The organism is Streptomyces sp. P9-2B-2, from assembly GCF_030406865.1.
Taxonomy (GTDB): domain Bacteria; phylum Actinomycetota; class Actinomycetes; order Streptomycetales; family Streptomycetaceae; genus Streptomyces; species Streptomyces platensis.
The window spans coordinates 6,388,324-6,409,906 of the sequence record NZ_CP129126.1; the positions used below are offsets into that span (position 1 = coordinate 6,388,324).

Below are 21,583 nucleotides of genomic sequence, written 5' to 3' on the forward strand. Positions count from 1 at the left end.
AGGACGTCACGGACGCACGGAAGAAGAGAGAAGACCATGTCCAAGCACACGCTCTCCGTCCTGGTGGAGAACACCCCCGGCATCCTCGCCCGGATCGCCGCCCTGTTCTCCCGCCGCGGCTTCAATATCGACTCCCTCGCGGTCGGGGTCACCGAGCACCCCGACATCTCCCGCATCACCATCGTCGTCAGCGTCGAGTCGCTGCCGCTGGAGCAGGTCACCAAGCAGCTCAACAAGCTCGTCAACGTGCTGAAGATCGTCGAGCTGGAGCCCGGCTCCGCCATTCAGCGCGAACTGGTCCTGGTCAAGGTCCGCGCCGACAACGAGACCCGCTCGCAGATCGTCGAGATCGTCCAGCTCTTCCGCGCCAAGACCGTGGACGTCTCGCCCGAGGCCGTCACGATCGAGGCCACCGGATCCAGTGAAAAGCTGGAGGCGATGCTCAAGATGCTGGAGCCGTACGGCATCAAGGAACTGGTGCAGTCCGGAACCATCGCCATAGGCCGCGGCGCCCGGTCCATCACCGACCGCTCGCTGCGCGCACTGGACCGTACGGCCTGACCGCCGCGGTCCGACCGGACCGCATGGCGAGACCCACCGCCCTTCCCCGCCCCGCCCGACGTACTGTGTGGGCACCCGCTAGATCCAAGGAGATACCCGAAGTGGCCGAGCTGTTCTACGACGACGATGCCGACCTGTCCATCATCCAGAACCGCAAGGTCGCGGTCATCGGCTACGGAAGCCAGGGCCACGCCCACGCGCTGTCGCTGCGTGACTCGGGCGTCGATGTGCGGGTCGGTCTGCACGAGGGCTCCAAGTCCAAGGCCAAGGCCGAGGAGCAGGGTCTGCGCGTGGTGACTCCGGCCGAGGCGGCCGCCGAGGCCGACGTCATCATGATCCTGGTGCCGGACCCCATCCAGGCCAAGGTCTACGAGGAGTCCATCAAGGACCACCTGAAGGACGGCGACGCGCTGTTCTTCGGCCACGGTCTCAACATCCGCTACGGCTTCATCAAGCCGCCGGCCAACGTGGACGTCGCCCTGGTGGCCCCCAAGGGCCCGGGCCACCTGGTCCGCCGCCAGTACGAGGAAGGCCGCGGCGTGCCGTGCATCGCGGGCGTCGAGCAGGACGCCTCGGGCAAGGCCTTCGAGCTGGCGCTCTCCTACGCCAAGGGCATCGGCGGCACCCGCGCCGGCGTCATCAAGACCACCTTCACCGAGGAGACCGAGACCGACCTGTTCGGTGAGCAGGCCGTGCTCTGCGGTGGTGCCTCGGCGCTGGTCAAGGCCGGTTTCGAGACCCTGGTCGAGGCGGGCTACCAGCCCGAGATCGCGTACTTCGAGTGCCTCCACGAGCTGAAGCTGATCGTGGACCTCATGTACGAGGGCGGCCTGGAGAAGATGCGCTGGTCGGTCTCCGAGACCGCTGAGTGGGGCGACTACATCACCGGCCCGCGGATCATCAACGAGAACACCAAGGCCGAGATGAAGAAGGTGCTCGCCGAGATCCAGGACGGCACCTTCGCCAACAACTGGATGGCCGAGTACAACGCCGGTCTGCCGAAGTACAACGAGTACAAGAAGGCGGACGAGGACCACCTGCTGGAGACCACCGGCAAGAAGCTCCGCAAGCTCATGAGCTGGGTGGACGACGAGGCGTAAGCCCGGTGACAGGGGGTCGCGGCGATGCCGCGGCCCCCTCGTCCATGGCGCCCCGCGGCGCCTTGTCCGCCGCGTAGAACCACGCACGGGTGATCCTTCCGCATCGGCACAGGACGCGCCCCCCACCGCCACTACACTGCCAAGCACAAGCGCGTCAGGCTCACAGCGTCGTGCGTCTTCCACGCGGCATCCCCCCTTCACCGCCTTCGGCCGTCGGGACGGCCGTCCGCGAAGGACAAGTGAGGACTGAAGACCACGTGAGCTCGAAACCTGTCGTACTGATCGCCGAAGAGCTGTCGCCCGCCACCGTCGACGCCCTCGGCCCGGACTTCGACATCCGGCACTGCAACGGCGCGGACCGCGCCGAGCTGCTCCCCGCCATCGCCGACGTCGACGCCGTCCTCGTGCGCAGCGCGACGAAGATCGACGCCGAGGCCATCGCCGCCGCCAAGAAGCTGCGGGTCGTCGCCCGCGCGGGCGTGGGTCTGGACAACGTCGATGTCTCCGCCGCCACCAAGGCCGGCGTGATGGTCGTCAACGCCCCGACCTCCAACATCGTCACCGCCGCCGAGCTGGCCTGCGGTCTGCTGGTCGCCACGGCCCGCAACATCCCCCAGGCGAACACCGCCCTGAAGAACGGCGAGTGGAAGCGCAGCAAGTACACCGGCGTCGAACTCAGCGAGAAGACCCTCGGTGTGGTCGGCCTCGGCCGGATCGGCGTCCTGGTCGCCCAGCGGATGTCGGCGTTCGGCATGAAGGTCGTCGCCTACGACCCCTACGTCCAGCCGGCCCGTGCCGCGCAGATGGGCGTCAAGCTGCTGACCCTGGACGAGCTGCTCCAGGTCTCGGACTTCATCACCGTGCACCTCCCCAAGACGCCGGAGACCGTCGGTCTCATCGGGGACGAGGCGCTGCACAAGGTCAAGCCGTCGGTCCGCGTCGTCAATGCCGCGCGTGGCGGCATCGTCGACGAGGCGGCGCTGGCCACCGCGCTGAAGGAGGGCCGGGTGGCCGGCGCGGGTCTGGACGTCTACGCCGTCGAGCCCTGCACGGACTCCCCGCTCTTCGAGTTCGACCAGGTCGTCGCCACCCCGCACCTCGGTGCGTCGACGGGTGAGGCGCAGGAGAAGGCCGGTATCGCGGTCGCCAGGTCGGTGCGGCTGGCGCTGGCCGGCGAGCTGGTGCCGGACGCGGTCAACGTCCAGGGCGGCGTGATCGCCGAGGACGTCAAGCCCGGGCTGCCGCTGGCCGAGCGCCTCGGCCGGATCTTCACCGCGCTGGCCGGCGAGGTCGCCATGCGCCTCGATGTCGAGGTGTACGGCGAGATCACCCAGCATGACGTCAAGGTGCTCGAACTCTCCGCGCTCAAGGGCGTGTTCGAGGACGTCGTGGACGAGACGGTGTCCTACGTCAACGCCCCGCTGTTCGCGCAGGAGCGCGGTGTCGAGGTGCGGCTGACGACCAGCAGTGAGTCGCCCGAGCACCGCAATGTGGTGACCGTACGCGGCACCCTCGCGGGCGGCGACGAGGTGTCGATCTCCGGCACGCTGGCCGGCCACAAGAACATCCAGAAGATTGTCGCGGTCGGTGAGCACTCCATCGACCTGTCGCTCGCCGATCACATGGCGTTCCTGCGCTACAGCGACCGCCCCGGTGTCGTCGGCACCGTCGGCCGGATCCTGGGCGAGGCGGGCATCAACATCGGCAATATGCAGGTCTCGCGGGCGGATGTCGGTGGTGAGGCGCTGGTCGCGCTGACCGTCGACGACACCATTCCGCCGAACGTGCTCAGCGAGATCGCCGACGAGATCGGCGCGACCTCGGTGCGCGCGGTGAACCTCGGCGACTGACCGCCAGGTCTTCGCAGGTCAACGGGCCCGGGCCCCGCTCTTCGCGGGGGCCGGGCCCGTTTGCGTGCCCGCATCGTACGGGCGCCGGCGCGGTCCGCGCGCGGGCGTCCGGCGTGGTCGAACCCCTCCGGCATTCACCCGAATGGCGTATCCGGGGGTGGGCGCGCGGGGGCCGTCCGAACCGTTGTGGCGGCGCCTCGGCCGTCGGCCGACGGTCCTCCCGATTCGCAGCCGAGATGTTCGCGGCGCGCAATGGGAACTGCGCGTGCCCCCGCCGGTGCGTGCGGAAGGAGAGAGACGCCATGAACGCACCCCTGGGTGATGCCCCGCAGAGTCTGACCGGGTTGCATGTGGTCGACGCGGACGGCGCGAAGGTGGGCAAGGTCCAGCAGGTCTACCGGGACGACGCCACCAACGAGCCCGAGTGGATCACGGTGCGGACCGGGCTGTTCGGCATGAAGGAGACCTTCATCCCGCTCGCCGGGGCCCGGCGGACCGGCGACGAACTGCATGTTCCGCACGCCAAGGAGACCATCAAGCACGCGCCGCGGATCGACGCCGACGGCCATCTCGACCCCTCCGAGGAGGCCGAGCTGTACCGCCATTACGGGATGGCCCGGCCGGGCACCCCCGATCCGGGCGCCGTCGATCCGGGCATCGGCGAGCCGGGTGGTCCCGCGGCGCGGACCGGTCCCCGGGCGGCGGGCGAGGCCGCACCTCCCACCGCCATGCCCGGCGAGCGCGACCGGCTGGTCGGCGGGCCGATGGCGGGCGCCGGAGCCGGTACGCGGGCGGGCGAGACCGGCGACACCGCGCGCGGCAAGGAGCAGGAGCAGCGGGAGATCGGCACCGAGGAGGGCGAGAGCGGCCGGTCCGACCTGCGTGGGCGGGAAGGGCGGCCGGGCGACGGTACGGGGGGCGGCCGCGAGGGGCCGGGCGACGGTACGGGGGGCGGCCGCGAGGGGCCGGACGGGCCGCGGTGAGGAGCGCATCCAGGGGGCGTAGGGAGGGCGTATACGTACGTCTAAAACGGGTGTCTGGTACGAGCGTATGTGTGGCGATAGGCTGCCCCTATGGGACACCGTGAAGATCTTCTGGAGGGCGCCAAGCGCTGTCTCCTGGAGAAGGGATACGCGCGCACCACCGCCCGCGACATCGTGGCCGCGTCCGGCGCCAACCTCGCCTCCATCGGATACCACTACGGCTCCAAGGACGCCCTGATGCGCCAGGCGATCATCGCGTCCAGCGAGGAGTGGGGGACCGGGGTCGCCCAGGTGCCGGCCGGCGGCGAGGCGGTGCCGGCCGACGCCGAGCCGCTGGAGCGGTTCGCCGCGGTCTGGGACCTGTTCCTGCAACGGATCGCCACGGAGCGGGAGTTCATCGCCGCGCAGGTCGAGGTGCTGGGGCTGCTGCCGCGTGACGCGGCCCTGCGCGAGGCGATCGGTGAGGTGCTCCCGGAGGGCGGCGAGGGGCTCGTCGCGATCTTCGAAGGGGTGCCGGACACCGAGGTCGACGCGGAGGCCGCCCGCGTCGTCGGCCCCTTCTACCAGGCTCTGCTCACCGGCCTCATGGTCCAGTCGCTGCTCACGCCCGACCAGATGCCCACCGGCCGGGACCTTGCGGCCGCGCTGCGCCGGGTCACCGCGGGAGAGGTGCTGGGGAAGGCGGAGTGACCGCCGCCCGGCGCCCGGCCGGTGGAGATTTGCGGCGGCCTGTGCGGCGTGCTGGCTCATCTGGGCCTTTCTCGTCTTCCCGCGGGGGCAGACCCCGGCCAAGCAATTGCTGCACCTGCGGGTCATCTACATTCCGGAGGCCCGCGCGGCCCGGTGGTGGCGGATGTTCTTCCGTGAATTCATCGCCAAGGGGATCATCGGCCTGCTCGCCGCCGTCACCCTGCTGATCCCGTACTTCTGGCTGCTGTGGGACCGCAACCGGCAGGAGCTGTGGGACAAGATGGCCACCACGCTCGTCGTCACCGACCCCACGGACCGGCTCCGCCCGTCCCCTGAGCCGCCCGCCGAACTCCCCGGGGGAGGGAGCTGACGATCCCGGCCCGGCGCGCCCTTGTAGGGAACGCGATTTCATGAGCACTGGCTCCTGCAAAAACGCCGAAATCCGCATCTGATGAGCAGTGCGAATGTCGGTGATCACGAGCAGAATTGGTCGCCAAGCTCCGAGGGGGGCACTGCTGGTAGCGGGCTCTGGTTCCGGGGTTGCGAGAAGGATGTGTTTTCCACGTTCTCCGTGATGAAGCTGCTCGGGGGCTGGGGGAGCTTCCATGGCCGCCAGGATCGCCGGTTACCCCAACCGGGGATCGTCGGCTATGTTGCGGTCGCTCGGCAGGATGTCCCGACTGCAGAGGTAGCGGTTCGGGGCCTGTAGCACCCGCCGGACATGGCGCCCCGTCAACGGCCGGACCGGGTCGGCTCCTACCACTGCGAGTACGTCGGATGACGGATGGACAGCTGCCGGCGACAGGCTGATCGTTGCTCTCGACGTTCCTCAAGCCATGAGGGATGCGACGACCTGGGCGTAGGCTGCCAACGGGTGATCGTTCCCAGTGGGGGGCAATGTCGAGGCGCTGCGTTTCCCGCGACGAACCGCCAAGGATCCACCGCACCGCCGCGCAACTCGGTCTGCACAGCCACCTGAGGGGAGTCGCGACCATGGCACACCACGTCTCCGGCCTGGGCATCAGCCCCACGAGCATGGATCCCAGGAGCCACATCACCGACCTCTACGTCTTTCAGAAGCCAAGCGACGCGAGCAAAACGGTCCTGGTGATCAATATCAACCCGACCTCGCCGATCACTGACGACGCCGTCGACCACGAGTCGGTCTACGAGCTGGGTGTGGACACCGACGGCGACGCGATCACCGACATCGCCTTCCGCGTACGCTTCTCACCGGTACAGGAGAACGCGCAGTCCGCAAGCCTGCAATTGGCGACCGGCCGGGAGGCTGCGGCCGACCTCGACGCCGGGGACACCATCCTTCGCGACGCACCGGTGACCTTCGGCTCCGAGCCGCGGATCACCGCGTCCGGCGACTTCAGGCTCTTCGCCGGGCTCCGCAGCGATCCGTTCTTCGCCGACCCCGTCGGAGCGAACAACAACTTCCAGTGGACCGGCAAGGACTTCTTCGCCGACAAGAACGTGTTCGGCATCGTGCTGGAAGTCCCGAACAGCGCGCTCGGCCCGAACCCGCAGGTGGGCGTCTGGGCCAGAGTCCTGGTTCCGCACGATGGCCGGCTGGTCCAGGGCGACCGGGCCGGGCGGCCCGGGATCGACAACAACTTCAACCAGGACGACGACGACAAGCGAGTCTGGAACCAGCAGGAGCCGTCTCACGATCGCGAAGGCTTCCTCGATAAGTTCGCGCATGTCTTCGAGCACGCGGGTTACCCCAAGGACCGGGCGAACACTCTCGCGGAGAGCTTGCTCCCCGACCTTCTGACGTATGACTACGCCAGCGCCGAAGGATTCCCCAACGGCCGCAACCTGACCGACGATGTCATCAACATGGGGATCGCCCAGCTGAGCAACGGTGCTGTCCCTCACGATGGGCTGCGGCCTCACGCCGACCTTCACACCGACTTCCCCTTCCTGGGGAATCCGCACTAAGGCGCGTATCGAGTCGTGATCAATGAGTGGGTTCTCCCCTCGTGCTGATCTTCGATCCGGTAGATCGTCTTGCGTGACGCGTACGCAGCTGACGCAGCAATTCGGTGCCTGGTCGACGGTGTCCAATCGGAGCGCGCGAAATGCCTACCGCCGCACCACCACCCCTCTCGCACGCCCCTGGCCGTACGCGTCCCCTGGCCTCGCAGCCTGCGGATCCTGGCCCTTCCCGGCGGGCGCTGAACACGCGAATACCGGTACGCGCCAAGGTGGCCCGGCCGGGTCTGGGCCACCTTGGACCGATGGGATCAGGCAGGCTGCGGGGCGGGCGTCGCCGGAGCGGCCGCGACCTTGCGGGTCTCGCGCATTATCAGCAGGCCGTTGACCACCATCAGTGTCGCGGTCAGGCAGTGGACGCCGAGCGCGGTGGCCACGGAGCCGTGGTGGGCCAGCACGTTGGTCATGTCGCCGTACGCGGCGAGGGCCTCCACCAGCAGCGCCCAGCCCAGCGCCCGGCGGTGGCCCGTCACCAGCAGGATGCCCAGGACCAGGGCCAGGACGACGTCGCGGATTCCCTTGATGATCAGGAAGCCGTCGCCGTCGCCGGACGGCCAGCTCGGCAGGCCGTAGCCCGGCGCCGTCGTCTCCGGGCGCAGGATGAACTCCGTCCCGAACCAGAGGATGAAGAGGATGAAGGCGGCGGCCAGGACGGTGTTGATCTTCTTCAACGACACTGCTTCTCCTTGCGACTCTTCGTGAGCCTGGTGCGTCGTATGGGGCCTGGTCGGTCGGCACGGACGCGGCTGCAACTGCAACTGCCGTGTCATTCGTCGATCTGCTCGAAGATGTGCGGGTACGACACGATGTCGTCGGGGAACTCGGCCGCCATGCGCTGGAACTCCGGGCTGCCGAACGCCGTGGCGAGCGCCTCGGTCGACTCCCAGACCGCGACGTTCATCAGAAGCTGACTGTCCGCCGTTCCCTTGTGCATCTGCAGGGAGACGAATCCCGGCTGAGCCTTCATGAACTCGGCCTGCCTGCGAAAGAGGGCCAGGAACCATTCAGTCCTCTCCTTCGGGACGAAGAAGGTGTTGGCCAGGACGATGGGCCCGGTCTTCTCCTTGAACTGCGCGAACATCGGCGTGTGCGGGTCGAGACTCTGCAGCTTGGCCATTTTCGGTACTTCCTCTCGCTATCGGTCAGTGGGTGTCGCTGGGGTCCGCGTCCTGGGGATACCAGCGGAGTTCGAGGGGGTTGGTGTCGCGGCTGACGACCGGGCAGGTGAGCCCGCGGGCTCAGGTGAGGGCGGCGACCAGCAGGGTGAAAGCGGCGATGATGACGGCGACGCGGACGTAGTGGAAGCGGTCCCAGCGGTTCATCTGCTGCTTCCAGTCGGCGGGCCGGTTGTCAGGGGTCCAGGTCTTGCCCCGGTTGTTGATCGGGACGAGCAGCAGGATCGACATGATCACGCTGAGGATCAGCAGCGCGGCGGCGGTGACGACGAGGCCGGTGCGGTGGTGGTGCCATCCGGCGATGGCCCAGATCGCGACGAGGGCGAGCGAGGTGACGTACCAGACCGGCATCACGGCGCCGAGCATCCGGCCCCCGTGGGCGCGGCCGAGTTGGCCACTGTCGCCGGGGAGTGCGTTGAGGATCGGGTTGATGACGAAGGCGACGGAGAACTCCACCCCCACCATCACGCCGACGACCACGGTGGTGATGACCTGGAGTGCGTTGAGCATGACGACCCTCTCGGCATCTAGTGTTGCTAGCTGATGTGGCAAAGCTAGCGCTACTGCCGCTTGATTGTCTAGCGATGCTAGGATCGAATTATGTCGGTACAGGAACGCAAGGAGCGCGAACGGGCGGCCCGCGAACGCCTCATCTTGGCGACGGCCCGCGAACTCGCCGAGCAGCAGGGCTGGGACGCGGTCACCACCCGCCGGCTCGCCGAGCGCATCGAGTACAGCCAGCCCGTCCTCTACAGCCACTTCCGCGGCAAGCGGGAGATCATCGGCGCCGTTGCCCTCCAGGGCGCCGCCGAGATGGCCGCGGCGGTGCGTGCCGCGGCCACCAGCGCGAACAGCCCGCGCGAGCGGGTCGCCGCCCTCGCCAGCGCCTACCTCGACTTCGCCGAACGCAACCCGGCGGTCTACGACGCCATGTTCCAGCTCGACGGCGGCCTGGCGTTCGCGGACGAGGACACCCCGGAGCCTCTGAAGGACGCCTTCGCCGCGCTGCTGGAGAACCTGGGCGAGGTCGCTGGGGACCGCGTCCACCCGGGGCTGTTCACCGAGGTGTTCTGGGCGGCCCTGCATGGGCTGGCGACCCTGACCCGGGCGGGACGACTGCCGCCGGAGGACGCCGAGCGGAGGACGGAGCTGCTGGTGGACCGGCTCGCCATGGTCTGACGCAGGCCCGACGCCACTGGCCGACTCGTCGAAGTCCCTCAACCGCATTTGCTTGACGGGGACTTCGCGAGTCGACCGATCCACGTACTGAAGCGACCCATAGGGCTGTTGTGCTTGCTACGGCCCCTTCTCGGGCGCTCTGTGGCCTTAATGGAACGGTTCGGGGGGAACGCCGGCCCGAAGCGGAAGATCGCTCATGGGCGGCTGTGGTGACTACTGAACGTTACCGCTGCCCATGATCACGCGGAATTGCTCGATCGGTGCTCATGATCACGCGGAAGTGCTCACGAAACCGCGGAACCTACAGCCCTTCACAGCCGCGCCGCCTTGAGCGCCATGTGCAGCAGCAGCCGGTGCTCGCCGTCGTCCAGATCGAGGCCGGTCAGCTTCTCCACCCGGCCCAGGCGGTAGTAGAGCGTCTGCCGGTGGATGCCCAGCGCCTGGGCGGTGCGGCTCGCCTGGCCGGCGCAGTCGAGGAACACCTCGGCGGTGCGCGCGAGTTCGGCGTGCGCGGGGGCCAGCAGCGGGCCGATGGCCGGGTCGGGTGCGGTGGCCGGGAGGGCGGTCAGCATGCGGTACGGGCCGATGGCGCCCCATTGGGTGATCGGGCCCAGCCGGGGCTCGGCGTGTGCCGCGCGGGCCGCGTCCAGCGCCTCCCGCCAGGTGGCCGGAAGGTCGGTCAACTCCCGTGTACCGGCGCCGATTCCGGCGGAGCCCGGCCGCGGCGGCGCGGGGTGCCCGGAGCTGCCGCGTGGCGCCTTCCCCTCGGCCGGTACGGCGCCCGCCCGGGGGGAGCGCAGCAGATGCTCGGCCACCGTAAGGGCCGGGGCGGGCGCCCCGGACGAGCGCAGCCGTACGAGAGCGGCCAGGGCGGGCACCGGCGCCGCGGGCTGCGGCCGGGCGGCGGACCCGGTGCGGCCGCCGCGTCCCGCGGCGGAGCGGGCGGCGGGCTCCGCCTCGTCCGCCCCCACGGCCGGGCCGTCCGCCGGGCCGCCGCCGGCCGGCAGTGCACAGGCCGCGAGCAGCCCCGGCAGGCTCGGCAGCGGCGCCGCGTCGGTGTCCGAGGTGTCCCAGGGCAGCACCGCGACCAGGGTGAGCGGGGCGCCCGGGGTGAAGCGCAGACTGTCCCGCAGCGCATCGCGCAGCGCGGCCGCCGCGGCCGGCTGCCCGTCGGGCGCCGCGACCAGCAACTCCCGCAGCAGATCGCCGAGTTCGGCCCCGGCGCGGGCCTCGTCGGCCAGCAGTGCGCCGATCCGGGCGGCGGTCTCCATGGCCTGCGCGATCCGCGGGTCGGGCGGGGCGCCCCGGGTGCCCAGTTCGAGATCGGTCAGATGGCCGTCGTCCAGCAGCCAGACGTAGCCGTGCACGATGCCCCGGTGGCGCACGGGCAGACAGATACGGCCCCGGAAGACCCCCGCGGCCGGGTCCGGCGGGATGCGCAGCGCGGTCTTGGCGCGGGCGATCCCGAACGCCTCGAACCAGGCCCGGACCGCCGCCGAGGAGCGGCGCTGAAGGATCGAGCGGGTACGGACCGGGTCCATCACCTCGTCGTCGTCGCCCTCGTGCGCGCCGAACGCAATCAGTCCGAAATCCCGGTCCTCCAGCGTCGCCGGTGCGCCGAGCGCCGCCGAGATCTCGTCCACGAGCTGCTGGTAGTCGCCCCGCATCGGCCGCCCGGCTCCTCTCCTGTCGTCTCACCACCGGCACCACCGGTGACTCGGACACCTCTCACACCACAGTCACCACTGGCACGGTCTCCTCCTCCTTATTCTCATACATCTGTCTGAGATCCCGGCCACGAAGGCGTGACAGCTGTCGATGGCCGGGAAGTGGCGCGATCCTTAAGTTTCAGGTGGCTCAATATTGCCGACGCGTTCGCCCGCCCGGTGTCCGCCCGGTACTTGTCACCCTGAATCCTGGAGGTGCCCATGCTGGGTCCCGTGCTTCTGGCCGCAGCGCGCAGTGACAGCATCCGCCGGATCGTGGCGGCCGCTCCGGTCACCCGGCCCGTGGTGGAGCGTTTCGTCGCCGGCGAGCGTCTGACCGAGTCCATGGCGGCCGTGCGGACCCTGGCCGCGCGAGGTCTGGAGGTCACCCTCGACCACCTGGGCGAGGACATCACCGACCCGGCCGAGGCGCTGCGCAATCGCGATGCCTACCTCCAGCTGGCCGCGGCCCTCAAGGAGCAGGGACTCGGCGTGAAGGCCGAGATGTCGGTCAAGCTGTCCGCTTTCGGGCAGGCGCTGTCCGGCGGTCACGAGCTGGCGCTGAAGAACGTCACCCCGGTGGTCGAGGCCGCCGCCGAGGCCGGGACGACCGTGACCCTCGACATGGAGGACCACACCACGGTCGACTCCACCCTCGCGATCCTCGCCGACCTGCGGGAGCGCTTTCCCCAGACGGGCGCGGTGGTCCAGTCCTACCTCTTCCGTACGGAGGACGACTGCCACGCGCTCGCCGGTGAAGGCTCCCGGGTGCGGCTGGTCAAGGGCGCGTACAAGGAGCCCGCGAGCGTCGCCTTCCAGGACAAGCGGGAGGTCGACAAGGCCTATGTACGGTGCCTGAAGATCCTGATGGCGGGGGAGGGCTACCCCATGATCGGGTCGCACGACCCGCGGATGGTGGCCATCGGCCAGGAGCTGGCCCACCGCAACGGCCGCAAGCCGGCCGACTACGAATTCCAGATGCTGTACGGCATCCGCGAGGCCGAGCAGCAGCGGCTGGTCGCCGAAGGACACCGTATGCGGGTGTACATCCCCTACGGGACCGACTGGTACGGCTACTTCATGCGCCGGCTGGCCGAGCGCCCCGCGAACCTCGGGTTCTTCCTGAGGTCGCTCGCCACCCGCGGCTGACGGCCACGGCAGGCGGCGGCCCGCGGCCGCCTGCGACCCGCGGCTGACCGGCCCCGCGAAAGGCCGGTACGGGTGGATGCTGGAAGCCGGGGGATGCTCCCGGACGGCGCCGCCCGCAGCCGCCCACCCGAAGCGGCCGCGGCCGCACCACCGACGTACGAAAACCGACGAGCGAAATCGAAGGAGACACGGCCGCTATGGACGCTGTGACCCAGGTCCCCGTGCCGGTTAACGAGCCGGTCCACACCTACGCCCCCGGCAGCCCGGAGCGTTCCCGCCTGGAGGCCAAGCTCAAGGAGCTGGCCGACAACCCGATCGAGCTGCCGATGACCATCGGCGGCGAGCACCGGATGGGCGGCGGCGAGCGCTTCGACGTCGTGCAGCCGCACAACCACGCCTCCCGGCTCGGTACGTACGCCAACGCCACCGTCAAGGACGGCCAGGACGCGGTCGACGCCGCGCTGGCCGCCGCTCCGGCCTGGCGTGCGCTGTCCTTCGACGACCGCGCCGCGATCATCCTCAAGGCCGCCGACCTGCTCTCCGGCCCCTGGCGCGAGACGATGGCCGCCGCCACCATGCTCGGCCAGTCCAAGACCGCCCAGCAGGCCGAGATCGACACCCCGTGTGAGCTCATCGACTTCTGGCGCTTCAATGTGCACTTCGCGCGCCAGATCCTCGCCGAGCAGCCCCCGGCGAACTCCCCGGGCGTCTGGAACCGCTCGGACCACCGCCCCCTCGAAGGCTTCGTCTACGCGATCACGCCGTTCAACTTCACCGCGATCGCCGGCAACCTCCCGACCGCGCCCGCCCTCATGGGCAACGTCGTGGTCTGGAAGCCGTCCCCGACGCAGACCTACGCCGCCGTGCTGCTGATGCAGCTGCTGGAGGAGGCCGGGCTGCCCAAGGGCGTCATCAACCTCGTCACCGGCGACGGCAAGGACGTCTCCGAGGTCGCGCTGACCCACCCCGAGCTGGCTGGTATCCACTTCACCGGTTCGACCAAGACCTTCCAGTACCTGTGGAAGACGGTCGGCAACAACATCGAGAACTACAAGACCTACCCGCGGCTCGTCGGCGAGACCGGTGGCAAGGACTTCATCGTCGCCCACCCCTCGGCCGACCGCGCCGTGCTGAAGACCGCCATGACCCGTGGCGCCTTCGAGTTCCAGGGCCAGAAGTGCTCCGCGGCCTCCCGCGCCTACGTCCCGGCCTCGCTGTGGAACAACGGCCTCAAGGAGGAGTTCGCGGCCGAGGTCGACGCCCTGTCCATGGGTGACGTCTCGGACCTGTCGCACTTCATGTCCGCCGTCATCGACGAGCGCTCCTTCGCCAAGAACAAGGCGGCGATCGACCGCGCCAAGGCCGACCCGACCGTCGAGGTCGTGGCCGGCGGCACGTACGACGACAGCGAGGGCTACTTCGTCCGCCCGACGGTCCTGGTCTCCACCGACCCGGAGAACGAGATCTTCAAGGACGAGTACTTCGGCCCGATCCTCGGCGTCTACGTCTACGACGACGCCGACTACGACGCGATGCTCACCCAGATGGAGTCCGCCTCGGCGTACGGCCTGACCGGTTGCGTCATCGCCCGGGACCGTGCCGAAGCGGCCCGCACCTGCGAGCTGCTGCGCTTCGCGGCCGGCAACTTCTACATCAACGACAAGCCGACCGGCGCCGTCGTCGGCCAGCAGCCCTTCGGCGGCGGCCGCGCCTCCGGCACCAACGACAAGGCCGGCGCCAAGCAGAACCTGATGCGCTGGACCTCCACCCGCTCCATCAAGGAGACCCTGGTCCCGCCGACGGACTACCGCTATCCGCACATGGGCTGACGCCAGCGTGCACCATGACGGCCCGGCTCCCCTCTCCCCGGGGGAGCCGGGCCGTCGGCGTCGGTTCAGGTGTCTCAGGCGTTGCGCGGGGGGCCGGTGATGGACTCGCCGATGACGAAGCCCTTGGCGGGGCCGTCAGGGATGATCACGTCCGTGCCGTACGGCACGCGGTGGCTCTCGGCGTATGCGGCTCTGTCAGGGGAAGGCAATGACAGCACGGTGACGGTGCCCCGGCCGTCGTAGTCGTCAAGGATGACGTAGACGGGGATGCCGGCACCGGCGTAGGCACGGCGCTTGCGGACACGGTCGCGCTTCTTGCAGTCATGGCCGGGGGAGACCACCTCGGCGACGAGTGCCACGCAGCGGACATTGAGGCCGATGCCGTCCTCGGCGACGAACTCGGAATCGTCCGCCGAGGCGATGATGGCGTCTTCGAGGGCGATGACGGTGTCCGGAATCCAGACCTTCCGGTCATGGACGATGTTCGTATCGTTGGTGACGGCGTAAGCACTTGACTGCTGGTCCAGGTACTGGGTCAGCTGCCGGCGTAGTTGAAAGCTGATGCGGCTGTGGCTGTGGCGGCCGGTGGGCGACACCTCGATGGACCCCTCGATGATCTCGGCGTGGAAGCCCTCGGGGAGTTCCATGGCTTTCCATGCCTGCCACAGGACCTCGTCCAGCTCGGGTCCGGGGGTCGTGTCCTCCGGTGTCGTGATCTCCGACATCGTCACGGGCGCCTCCTGCGCGAGCGCGGTCATGGTGCAGCACCTCCTCCTAAGTGTGGGCGGGCTTGGCCTCGTGGCACAAGCGACACCGCCACGCTAGGGAGCGCCGGGACGGCCATGACCAGCGAATGTTCCCGGATCACTCGTTCGAGCACACGCCCGCCGTCTCAGATAGTAGGAAGCCCAAGTAATTGTGCAGACATCACGGCCGAGCTGTCCTAGCGTTGTAGGAAGCCGAACGTAACGCTCCATCGAGCGCGTGCGGATGCGGCCCGGTGCGTGAGCGCAGGTGACCCCTGTGAGTGCCGTGGCCTCCGCCCCTTCCGGCCGCATCTGGATCGACGCATCCCATTTGTTCTCGGGGCTTTGGCATTGGAGACGTGAATCATGGCCGAGACTGCCGTCCGCAGGACCCGTCACTCCGTCCGTACGACCAACGAAGCCGACCGCCGGAACGCGGCCGCCGCCCTTCAGCGCGCCCTCGACCGCCGGGACAACGGCGGCTCGACCGGGCACTGACATGCTGCGCGTACGAAGCGGGGCCGTCCTGCCGCGGCAGGCGTCGATGCCCTGCCGCTGCTGCTGGCGGATCCGGCTGTCCGTGGCCCGGTGGCTGTTTCTCTCCTGAGCTGACCTGAGCGCGCGGGGCACCCGGCACGAGCCGGTTGCCCCGCGCGCCGGAGCGTGCCTCAGTGCGAGCGGGTCACCTCGAAGTGGTCGATGCGCTCGCCGGACTCGGCGAGGGCGGTGACCTTCATCCGGGGGTGGCTGCCCGGGGTGACCTCGACGGCGATGAAGGAGTAGCCGGTGTAGCGGACCCGGGACCACTCGACGGTTTCCTTGGTCTTCTTCTGGCCCTTGGACCAGTGGTAGGTGTCCACGTGGTCGAGGTCCTTGACGTGCCCCTCGTAGCTGTCCGGCACCGGGAAGTCGTAGAGGGCGCGGCCGGCGCCGCCCGCGGTGACGTACACGATGCCCTCGCGGGTGGTGTCCACGCTCGCGCCGATCGGCATCTTCTTGGCGACCCGCCCGCTCTTGAGGGCGTCGGTCCGCTCGTAGACGTGGTTGTGGCCGTTGACGACCAGGTCCACCTGGTGCTTCTCGAACAGCGGCAGCCAGGCGTCGCGCACCGCGCCGTCAGAGGCGTGCGAGTTGGTGGTCGAGAAGGCGCAGTGGTGGAAGAAGACCACGAGGAAGTCGATGTCGTCGGCGGCGCGCAGCTCGGCCAGCCGGCGGTCCAGCCAGCGGGTCTGCCGGCCGTCGGTGTAGCCCTGGTTGGCGGGGATCTCGTAGGAGATGTCGTTGGCGTCCAGGGCGACGACGGCGGTGTTGCCGTAGGTGAACGAGTAGACGCCGGGGGCGTTCTCGGCGTCCGGGCCGTTGCCGGGCAGCGACCAGCGGGCGTTCTGGCCGCCGTAGCCGTTGGGGGAGTACCAGGCCTCCATGTCGTGGTTGCCGGTGGTCACCATCCACGGCACGGACTTGGCCACCGACTCGGTCTGCGCGAGGAACTGGTCCCAGACCCGGGCGTCGTAGGCGTCGTGCTCGGAGCCGTCGCCGTCGGTGTCCGCGTAGCAGATGTCGCCCGCGTGCAGGTGGAAGGACGGGTTCTGACCCAGGATCAACTGGTCGTTGGCGAGGGCGTGGTAGCTCACGCCCTGGTCGCCGAAGGCGGTGAAGACGAACGCCTCGGGACGGGCCGGTGCGGTACGGAAGGTGCCGACGGTGGAGAAGTGGCGCGCGTCGGCCGGGTCGAAGCCTTCATGGCCGACGCCGTAGTAGTACGTCGTCCCGGGGCGCAGCCCGTCCAGCGCGGCGTGCAGGTAGTACTGCTGCACGGCCGGCAGCTTCGCGGACAGCGACGGGGTGTGCAGCGGCCGGACCTCGGCCTCGATCTTGCGCCCCAGGTCCCACGGCTTCAGGCCCACCCGCAGATACGGCCGCTTGACCGCGAGCGGCACCTGCCAGCTCACCCGCATCTGGTGCCTGGGGTCGGCGCCGAAGGCCAGATGGCGGCCGAACGGGGCGACCAGCGAACCGTCCACGGCGGCCGTCGCGGGCGAGGACAGCAGGGTGGGCGAGACACCCTGGGCCGAACCGGCCAGCAGCCCGGAGCCCGCGACCACTCCCGCGGTGGCGGCCGAGGTGCGCAGCAGACCTCTGCGGCTCAGCTTGGTGCGGAGGTAGTCATGCTGCTCCGGCATGCTCATCCGGGCCGCCAGCTGCTCCGGGATGCCGACGCGCGGGGTGTGCGAGGGCCGGGCGGCCCCCCGGGAATTTCCAGTCATGCCCCGAATTTCCCAGCGCGACCCGACCGTTGTGGGGACAGCGGGTGAACGCCGGCTGACCGCCTCCCCATGTGTCCGTATGGCGGACGTTACGTGTCAATCCATGGGACTGAGCGTAGGGTCCAGACATGTCTCGCAGCATTCGCCTCGCAGTGATCCCCGGTGACGGTATCGGCCAGGAAGTCGTGGCCCAGGGCCTCAAGGTCCTGACCGCGGTCCTCCCGCAGGACGTCAAGCTGGAAACCAAGGAGTACGACCTCGGTGCCCGGCGCTGGCATGCGACCGGTGAGACCCTCCCCGACGCGGAGCTGGAGTCGCTCAAGCAGCACGACGCGATCCTGCTGGGCGCGATCGGCGACCCGTCCGTACCCTCCGGTGTGCTGGAGCGCGGTCTGCTGCTGAAGCTCCGCTTCGCCTTCGACCACTTCGTCAACCTGCGCCCGTCGAAGCTCTTCCCGAACACCTCCACTCCGCTCGCCGGCCGCCCCGACATCGACTTCGTGGTGGTGCGCGAGGGGACCGAGGGCCCGTACACCGGCAACGGCGGCTCGCTGCGCACCGGCACCCCCGCCGAGGTCGCCACCGAGGTCAGCCTCAACACCGCCTACGGCGTGGAGCGGGTGGTCCGCGACGCGTACGAGCGGGCCAACTCCCGCCCCCGCAAGAAGCTCACGCTGGTGCACAAGAACAATGTGCTGGTGTACGCGGGCCACATGTGGAAGAACATCTTCGACAAGGTCGGCCAGGAGTACCCCGAGGTCACCACCGACTACCTGCATGTCGACGCCGCGACGATCTTCTTCGTCACTCAGCCCGAGCGGTTCGACGTGATCGTCACCGACAACCTCTTCGGCGACATCCTCACCGACCTCGCCGCGGCGGTCACCGGCGGTATCGGCCTGGCCGCCTCCGGGAACATCAACCCGACCGGTGACTTCCCCTCGATGTTCGAGCCGGTGCACGGCTCCGCGCCGGACATCGCGGGCACCGGCAAGGCCGACCCGACGGCGACGATCCTCTCCGTCGCCCTGCTGCTGCGCCACCTCGGCTACGAGCAGCAGGCCGCCCGCATCGAGGAGGCCGTGGCCGCCGACCTGGAGGCCAGGGACGGCGCGGCGCGGAGCACGGACGAGATCGGTGACGCGCTGGTCGCACGAGTAGCGGGCTGAGGCCCGCCGCGCAGACACACGCACCACGCACAGCGCCGGGCCTCACTCCAGGGGGCCCGGCGCTGTGCGCGTGGGTCCCGCCCGGCCGCCGCCCCGGTTCCGGCTGTACGAACCCACGGGCGATAATCGGACGTGGCATCCTTGCCCGCGAGGAAACTCGGACGTCCCAGTAACGACCGGTACGTTCAAGTCCCCTCGTAGGCGCGGCAGCCACCGCACCGGTGCCGCAAGGTGGGGGACCGACCCCCTTACCCCCGGCCGGAGGGCTGGGCCGGTGATGCTCCCCAGCACACGCTGGGAGGTACCCCCCGGTATCGCACACGCAGTGAAGGACATGCACCCATGACGACGCCCACGATCGAGCTCAAGCCCTCCTCGCATCCGCTGTCCGACGCGGAGCGGGAGCAGATCCTGGCCGCCCCCGGTTTCGGCCGCCACTTCACCGATCACATGGTGACGATCAAGTGGACGGAGGGCCGTGGCTGGCACGACGGGCAGCTCGTGCCGTACGGGCCGCTCTCCCTCGACCCGGCGACCAATGTCCTGCACTACGCCCAGGAGATCTTCGAGGGCCTCAAGGCGTACCGCCGGCCCGACGGGTCCGTCGCCACCTTCCGTCCGGACGCCAACGCCCGGCGCTTCCAGGCCTCCGCGCGCCGGCTGGCCATGCCCGAGCTGCCCGTCGAGACCTTTATCGAGGCCTGTGACCTGCTCGTTGAGCAGGACAAGGACTGGGTGCCCGCGCACGGCGGCGAGGAGTCGCTCTACCTGCGCCCGTTCATGATCGCGACCGAGGTCGGCCTGGGTGTGAAGCCCGCCAACGAGTACCTCTTCGTCGTCATCGCCTCACCGGCCGGCGCGTACTTCGCCGGCGGCGTCAAGCCGGTCTCCATCTGGCTGTCCGAGAACCGGGTGCGCGCCGTGCCCGGCGGTATGGGCGACGCCAAGACCGGCGGCAACTACGCCGCGTCGCTGCTCGCCCAGGCCGAGGCCGCCGCGCAGGGCTGTGACCAGGTCGCCTACCTCGACGCCGTGGAGCACAAGTGGGTCGAGGAGCTCGGCGGGATGAACCTGTACTTCGTCTACGGCGACAAGATCGTCACGCCCACCCTCACCGGTTCGCTGCTCGCCGGGGTCACCCGTGACTCCCTGCTGTCCGTCGCCCGCGACCTGGGCTACGCGTCCGAGGAGGCCCGGGTCTCCATCGACCAGTGGAAGGCCGACACCGCGGACGGCACCCTCACCGAGGTCTTCGCCTGCGGCACGGCCGCAGTGATCACCCCTGTCGGCACGGTCAAGAGCGCCGGCGGCGAGTGGACCCAGTCCGACGGCGAGCCCGGCAAGGTCACGCTGAAGCTGCGCGAGGCGCTCCTCGACATCCAGCGCGGTGTCGCCGAGGACAAGCACGGCTGGATGCACGAGCTGGGCTGAGCCCGTCACCGCGTCGCCCGGACCTGATCGAGGCCGCCCCCGAGCGTCGGGGGCGGCCTCGGTCGGGTCCGGGCCGGCTCAGCCCAGCTCCGCGGGGGCTTTCGCCGTGGCCGGGGGCGTGGGCGGCAGGGCGCGCAGCGCCGCGACCGGGCGCGGATCCCGGACGGTGAGGGCCAGATACGCGATCCCGCCCACGGCCGCCGCGAGCAGGAAGCTGAGGTCGATGCCGCCGGTGAGGGGGAGCAGCGGCCCCTGGTAGAGCGGGGTGTCCACGCCCATCAGGCCGACCGCGGAGCCCAGCGCCCAGGCCAGCGTCGCCCGGAGGTGCCAGCCCGCCCGGTACCAGTACACGCCGCCGCGCGTGCCCCGGTTGTAGACCTGGAGCGACTCCGGGTCGTAGGCGCCGCAGCAGCGGACGAAGCCGATCACGGTGATCACCGCCCAGGGCGTCCCGACGGCGGTCATCAGCAGCACGAACGAGGTCATCGCGTCCTGCGCCGCCCACAGGAAGTGACCGGCGTAGACCAGCGTGGTCGCGAGCGCGGCGACGACATAGGTGGCCTGGGTGCGGGTCGCGCGCGGCAGGATCGCGTCCAGGTCGAGGCCCATGCTGTAGAGCATCAGACCGGAGTTGCCGACGGAGCCGGCCGAGGCGTTGAGCAGCAGCAGCGCCAGGTACCAGAACGGTGCGCCGGCCACCAGCGGCCCCGCGTAGTCCGCGCCCGCGCCGACCGCGAGCGCGGTGAACGTACCGAAGAGCTGCGGCACCAGCAGGCCGACCACCAGGCCCAGGCAGGTGGCGCCGAAGACCTTTCGGCCGCTGTGCCGGCGCGGGGAGATGTAGCGGCTGTAGTCACCGAGCAGCGTGATGAAGGCGATGGGGCCGCTCAGGCCCGCGGAGACGGCGGCCAGCAGCCAGGTCTGCCAGAAGCCGCCGAGCAGGTAGGAGCTGCCGGGCGGCGCGGCGGTGGTGAAGGTGTCCGCGTAGGCGACGATGCCGATGGCCAGGAGGACGGTCAGTCCGATGGCGAGCACCTTGCTCAGCCGGAGCAGCACCCGGTAGCCGTAGACCGCGCCGACGGCGGTGGCGCCCGCGAGCAGGGCGTAGACCAGGGCGTAGGTCGCGCCGCCGGACGGCAGTCCGGTCAGCCGGTGCAGCGCGCCCACCACCGCGTCGCCGCCGACCCACAGGGTCAGCGCGGTGTAGCCCAGCGACAGCAGCAGGCCGATGACCGAGCCGATCAGCCGGCCGCGCACACCGAAGTGGGCGCCGCTGCTGGTGGACAGGTTGGTGGCGCTGCGCAGCGAGACCAGGGCGAGCGGGGCGGTGAGCAGGGTGCCGGCGAGGGTGCCGGCCACCAGGGAGGTCACCGAGGGCCAGAAGCCGAGCCCGAAGGAGACCGGGAGCCAGCCGAAGATCACCACACCGAGCGCGAGGTTCGACCCGAGCAGGATCGAGATCAGATCGCGAGGGCCGCTGGTGCGTTCCTCGTCCGGGATGGTGTCGACTCCGCGTTGTTCGATCGGCATGAGGGCTCCCCTGAGAGGCCGGACAACAGTGTGCGCGCAGCGCTCGGGGCGGTGCTCCGTGCAGTGCTCGGTGCTGTGGACGGTGCGCGTGAGGCACGCTGCCGCGCTGCCCGCGCTGCGAGATCATTTAGAGCGGCGTTCCATCGCGCCGCATTCTTAGAGCAGCGCTCAATGTGACCCATGCCTGTGCTCTCGGTCAATGCTTTCCCATTGA

General features: G+C 69.7%; 20 protein-coding genes. 13 read left to right on the plus strand and 7 right to left on the minus strand.

Features of this window, described 5'->3' with window-relative positions:
- Positions 1-36: 36 nt before the first annotated feature.
- The 7 genes from ilvN to QT196_RS28250 all read left to right on the plus strand — a co-directional run bounded on the left by ilvN (position 37) and on the right by QT196_RS28250 (position 7,134).
- Positions 37-561 carry an acetolactate synthase small subunit gene (ilvN, locus tag QT196_RS28220; protein ID WP_018087233.1) on the plus strand — a complete coding sequence of 175 codons (525 nt, stop codon included), beginning with the start codon at positions 37-39 and terminating at the stop codon, positions 559-561.
- Between the two features lie 101 nt (positions 562-662).
- The gene (gene ilvC / locus QT196_RS28225; protein ID WP_085925153.1) at positions 663-1,661 is read left to right on the plus strand and encodes a ketol-acid reductoisomerase; all 999 of its coding nucleotides are present in this window, start codon (positions 663-665) and stop codon (positions 1,659-1,661) included.
- 257 nt (positions 1,662-1,918) lie between these two features.
- On the plus strand, positions 1,919-3,511 hold the full coding sequence (gene serA / locus QT196_RS28230) for a phosphoglycerate dehydrogenase (protein WP_168481513.1): 1,593 nt from the start codon (positions 1,919-1,921) through the stop codon (positions 3,509-3,511).
- Positions 3,512-3,813: 302 nt separating this feature from the next.
- The gene (locus QT196_RS28235) at positions 3,814-4,494 is read left to right on the plus strand and encodes a PRC-barrel domain-containing protein (RefSeq protein ID WP_290355945.1); all 681 of its coding nucleotides are present in this window, start codon (positions 3,814-3,816) and stop codon (positions 4,492-4,494) included.
- A gap of 90 nt (positions 4,495-4,584) precedes the next feature.
- On the plus strand, positions 4,585-5,184 hold the full coding sequence (locus QT196_RS28240; RefSeq protein WP_168481515.1) for a TetR/AcrR family transcriptional regulator: 600 nt from the start codon (positions 4,585-4,587) through the stop codon (positions 5,182-5,184).
- Positions 5,129-5,554 (plus strand): RDD family protein, encoded by a 426-nt coding sequence (locus QT196_RS28245; protein ID WP_290355946.1) that lies wholly within the window; start codon positions 5,129-5,131, stop codon positions 5,552-5,554. Before QT196_RS28240 ends, QT196_RS28245 begins: the two co-directional genes overlap by 56 nt.
- Before the next feature lie 623 nt (positions 5,555-6,177).
- Positions 6,178-7,134, plus strand: coding sequence for a DUF4331 family protein (locus QT196_RS28250; RefSeq protein WP_168481516.1), 957 nt, complete (start codon positions 6,178-6,180; stop codon positions 7,132-7,134).
- 305 nt (positions 7,135-7,439) lie between these two features.
- Here the strand turns inward: QT196_RS28250 and QT196_RS28255 are convergent, their stop codons facing one another.
- The 3 genes from QT196_RS28255 to QT196_RS28265 form a co-directional block, all read right to left on the minus strand.
- Positions 7,440-7,865 carry a DUF4267 domain-containing protein gene (locus QT196_RS28255; protein ID WP_168481517.1) on the minus strand — a complete coding sequence of 142 codons (426 nt, stop codon included), beginning with the start codon at positions 7,863-7,865 and terminating at the stop codon, positions 7,440-7,442.
- Between the two features lie 89 nt (positions 7,866-7,954).
- Entirely contained in the window at positions 7,955-8,305 is a 351-nt protein-coding gene (locus QT196_RS28260; protein ID WP_266733282.1) for an antibiotic biosynthesis monooxygenase family protein, read from the minus strand.
- 121 nt (positions 8,306-8,426) lie between these two features.
- Positions 8,427-8,873, minus strand: coding sequence for a DUF1772 domain-containing protein (locus QT196_RS28265; protein ID WP_168481519.1), 447 nt, complete (start codon positions 8,871-8,873; stop codon positions 8,427-8,429).
- Positions 8,874-8,963: 90 nt separating this feature from the next.
- On the opposite strand from QT196_RS28265, the gene QT196_RS28270 reads away from it, so the two are divergent.
- A complete protein-coding gene (locus QT196_RS28270) occupies positions 8,964-9,542 on the plus strand; it encodes a TetR/AcrR family transcriptional regulator (protein ID WP_168481520.1) in 579 nt (192 codons plus the stop codon).
- 311 nt (positions 9,543-9,853) lie between these two features.
- On the opposite strand, the gene QT196_RS28275 is transcribed toward QT196_RS28270, so the two are convergent.
- A complete protein-coding gene (locus tag QT196_RS28275; protein ID WP_168481521.1) occupies positions 9,854-11,209 on the minus strand; it encodes a helix-turn-helix domain-containing protein in 1,356 nt (451 codons plus the stop codon).
- A 261-nt stretch (positions 11,210-11,470) separates the two neighbouring features.
- Between QT196_RS28275 and QT196_RS28280 the strand changes: the two genes are divergently transcribed.
- Together QT196_RS28280 and pruA are read left to right on the plus strand one after the other, a co-directional pair.
- Entirely contained in the window at positions 11,471-12,397 is a 927-nt protein-coding gene (locus QT196_RS28280; RefSeq protein ID WP_168481522.1) for a proline dehydrogenase family protein, read from the plus strand.
- 197 nt (positions 12,398-12,594) lie between these two features.
- A complete protein-coding gene (gene pruA, locus QT196_RS28285; RefSeq protein ID WP_168481523.1) occupies positions 12,595-14,226 on the plus strand; it encodes an L-glutamate gamma-semialdehyde dehydrogenase in 1,632 nt (543 codons plus the stop codon).
- A 74-nt stretch (positions 14,227-14,300) separates the two neighbouring features.
- Here pruA and QT196_RS28290 read toward each other — a convergent pair whose 3' ends face one another.
- Positions 14,301-14,984: a Uma2 family endonuclease gene (locus QT196_RS28290; RefSeq protein WP_168481524.1), complete on the minus strand. Its 684-nt coding sequence runs from the start codon at positions 14,982-14,984 to the stop codon at positions 14,301-14,303.
- 354 nt (positions 14,985-15,338) lie between these two features.
- On the opposite strand from QT196_RS28290, the gene QT196_RS28295 reads away from it, so the two are divergent.
- A complete protein-coding gene (locus QT196_RS28295; protein WP_085925161.1) occupies positions 15,339-15,470 on the plus strand; it encodes a hypothetical protein in 132 nt (43 codons plus the stop codon).
- A gap of 170 nt (positions 15,471-15,640) precedes the next feature.
- On the opposite strand, the gene QT196_RS28300 is transcribed toward QT196_RS28295, so the two are convergent.
- Positions 15,641-17,239: a fibronectin type III domain-containing protein gene (locus QT196_RS28300; RefSeq protein WP_290355948.1), complete on the minus strand. Its 1,599-nt coding sequence runs from the start codon at positions 17,237-17,239 to the stop codon at positions 15,641-15,643.
- Between the two features lie 128 nt (positions 17,240-17,367).
- On the opposite strand from QT196_RS28300, the gene QT196_RS28305 reads away from it, so the two are divergent.
- Both QT196_RS28305 and QT196_RS28310 read left to right on the plus strand, forming a co-directional pair.
- Complete coding sequence (locus QT196_RS28305) at positions 17,368-18,408, plus strand: 3-isopropylmalate dehydrogenase (protein ID WP_168481526.1); 1,041 nt, start codon at positions 17,368-17,370, stop codon at positions 18,406-18,408.
- 342 nt (positions 18,409-18,750) lie between these two features.
- Entirely contained in the window at positions 18,751-19,839 is a 1,089-nt protein-coding gene (locus QT196_RS28310) for a branched-chain amino acid aminotransferase (protein WP_290355949.1), read from the plus strand.
- Between the two features lie 78 nt (positions 19,840-19,917).
- Here the strand turns inward: QT196_RS28310 and QT196_RS28315 are convergent, their stop codons facing one another.
- On the minus strand, positions 19,918-21,369 hold the full coding sequence (locus QT196_RS28315) for a cytosine permease (protein ID WP_290355950.1): 1,452 nt from the start codon (positions 21,367-21,369) through the stop codon (positions 19,918-19,920).
- Between the last annotated feature and the right edge of the window lie 214 nt (positions 21,370-21,583).

Excerpts from the sequence above, each read along its gene's own strand:
- QT196_RS28275 (WP_168481521.1), bottom strand. The coding sequence starts at position 11,209 with ATGCGGGGCGACTACCAGCAGCTCGTGGACGAGATCTCGGCGGCGCTC.
- QT196_RS28310 (WP_290355949.1), top strand. The coding sequence starts at position 18,751 with ATGACGACGCCCACGATCGAGCTCAAGCCCTCCTCGCATCCGCTGTCC.
- QT196_RS28270 (WP_168481520.1), top strand. The coding sequence starts at position 8,964 with ATGTCGGTACAGGAACGCAAGGAGCGCGAACGGGCGGCCCGCGAACGC.
- QT196_RS28265 (WP_168481519.1), bottom strand. The coding sequence starts at position 8,873 with ATGCTCAACGCACTCCAGGTCATCACCACCGTGGTCGTCGGCGTGATG.
- QT196_RS28280 (WP_168481522.1), top strand. The coding sequence starts at position 11,471 with ATGCTGGGTCCCGTGCTTCTGGCCGCAGCGCGCAGTGACAGCATCCGC.
- QT196_RS28315 (WP_290355950.1), bottom strand. The coding sequence starts at position 21,369 with ATGCCGATCGAACAACGCGGAGTCGACACCATCCCGGACGAGGAACGC.
- QT196_RS28235 (WP_290355945.1), top strand. The coding sequence starts at position 3,814 with ATGAACGCACCCCTGGGTGATGCCCCGCAGAGTCTGACCGGGTTGCAT.
- QT196_RS28240 (WP_168481515.1), top strand. The coding sequence starts at position 4,585 with ATGGGACACCGTGAAGATCTTCTGGAGGGCGCCAAGCGCTGTCTCCTG.
- QT196_RS28305 (WP_168481526.1), top strand. The coding sequence starts at position 17,368 with ATGTCTCGCAGCATTCGCCTCGCAGTGATCCCCGGTGACGGTATCGGC.
- pruA (WP_168481523.1), top strand. The coding sequence starts at position 12,595 with ATGGACGCTGTGACCCAGGTCCCCGTGCCGGTTAACGAGCCGGTCCAC.
- QT196_RS28300 (WP_290355948.1), bottom strand. The coding sequence starts at position 17,239 with ATGACTGGAAATTCCCGGGGGGCCGCCCGGCCCTCGCACACCCCGCGC.
- ilvN (WP_018087233.1), top strand. The coding sequence starts at position 37 with ATGTCCAAGCACACGCTCTCCGTCCTGGTGGAGAACACCCCCGGCATC.
- QT196_RS28260 (WP_266733282.1), bottom strand. The coding sequence starts at position 8,305 with ATGGCCAAGCTGCAGAGTCTCGACCCGCACACGCCGATGTTCGCGCAG.
- QT196_RS28290 (WP_168481524.1), bottom strand. The coding sequence starts at position 14,984 with ATGACCGCGCTCGCGCAGGAGGCGCCCGTGACGATGTCGGAGATCACG.
- QT196_RS28295 (WP_085925161.1), top strand. The coding sequence starts at position 15,339 with ATGGCCGAGACTGCCGTCCGCAGGACCCGTCACTCCGTCCGTACGACC.
- QT196_RS28250 (WP_168481516.1), top strand. The coding sequence starts at position 6,178 with ATGGCACACCACGTCTCCGGCCTGGGCATCAGCCCCACGAGCATGGAT.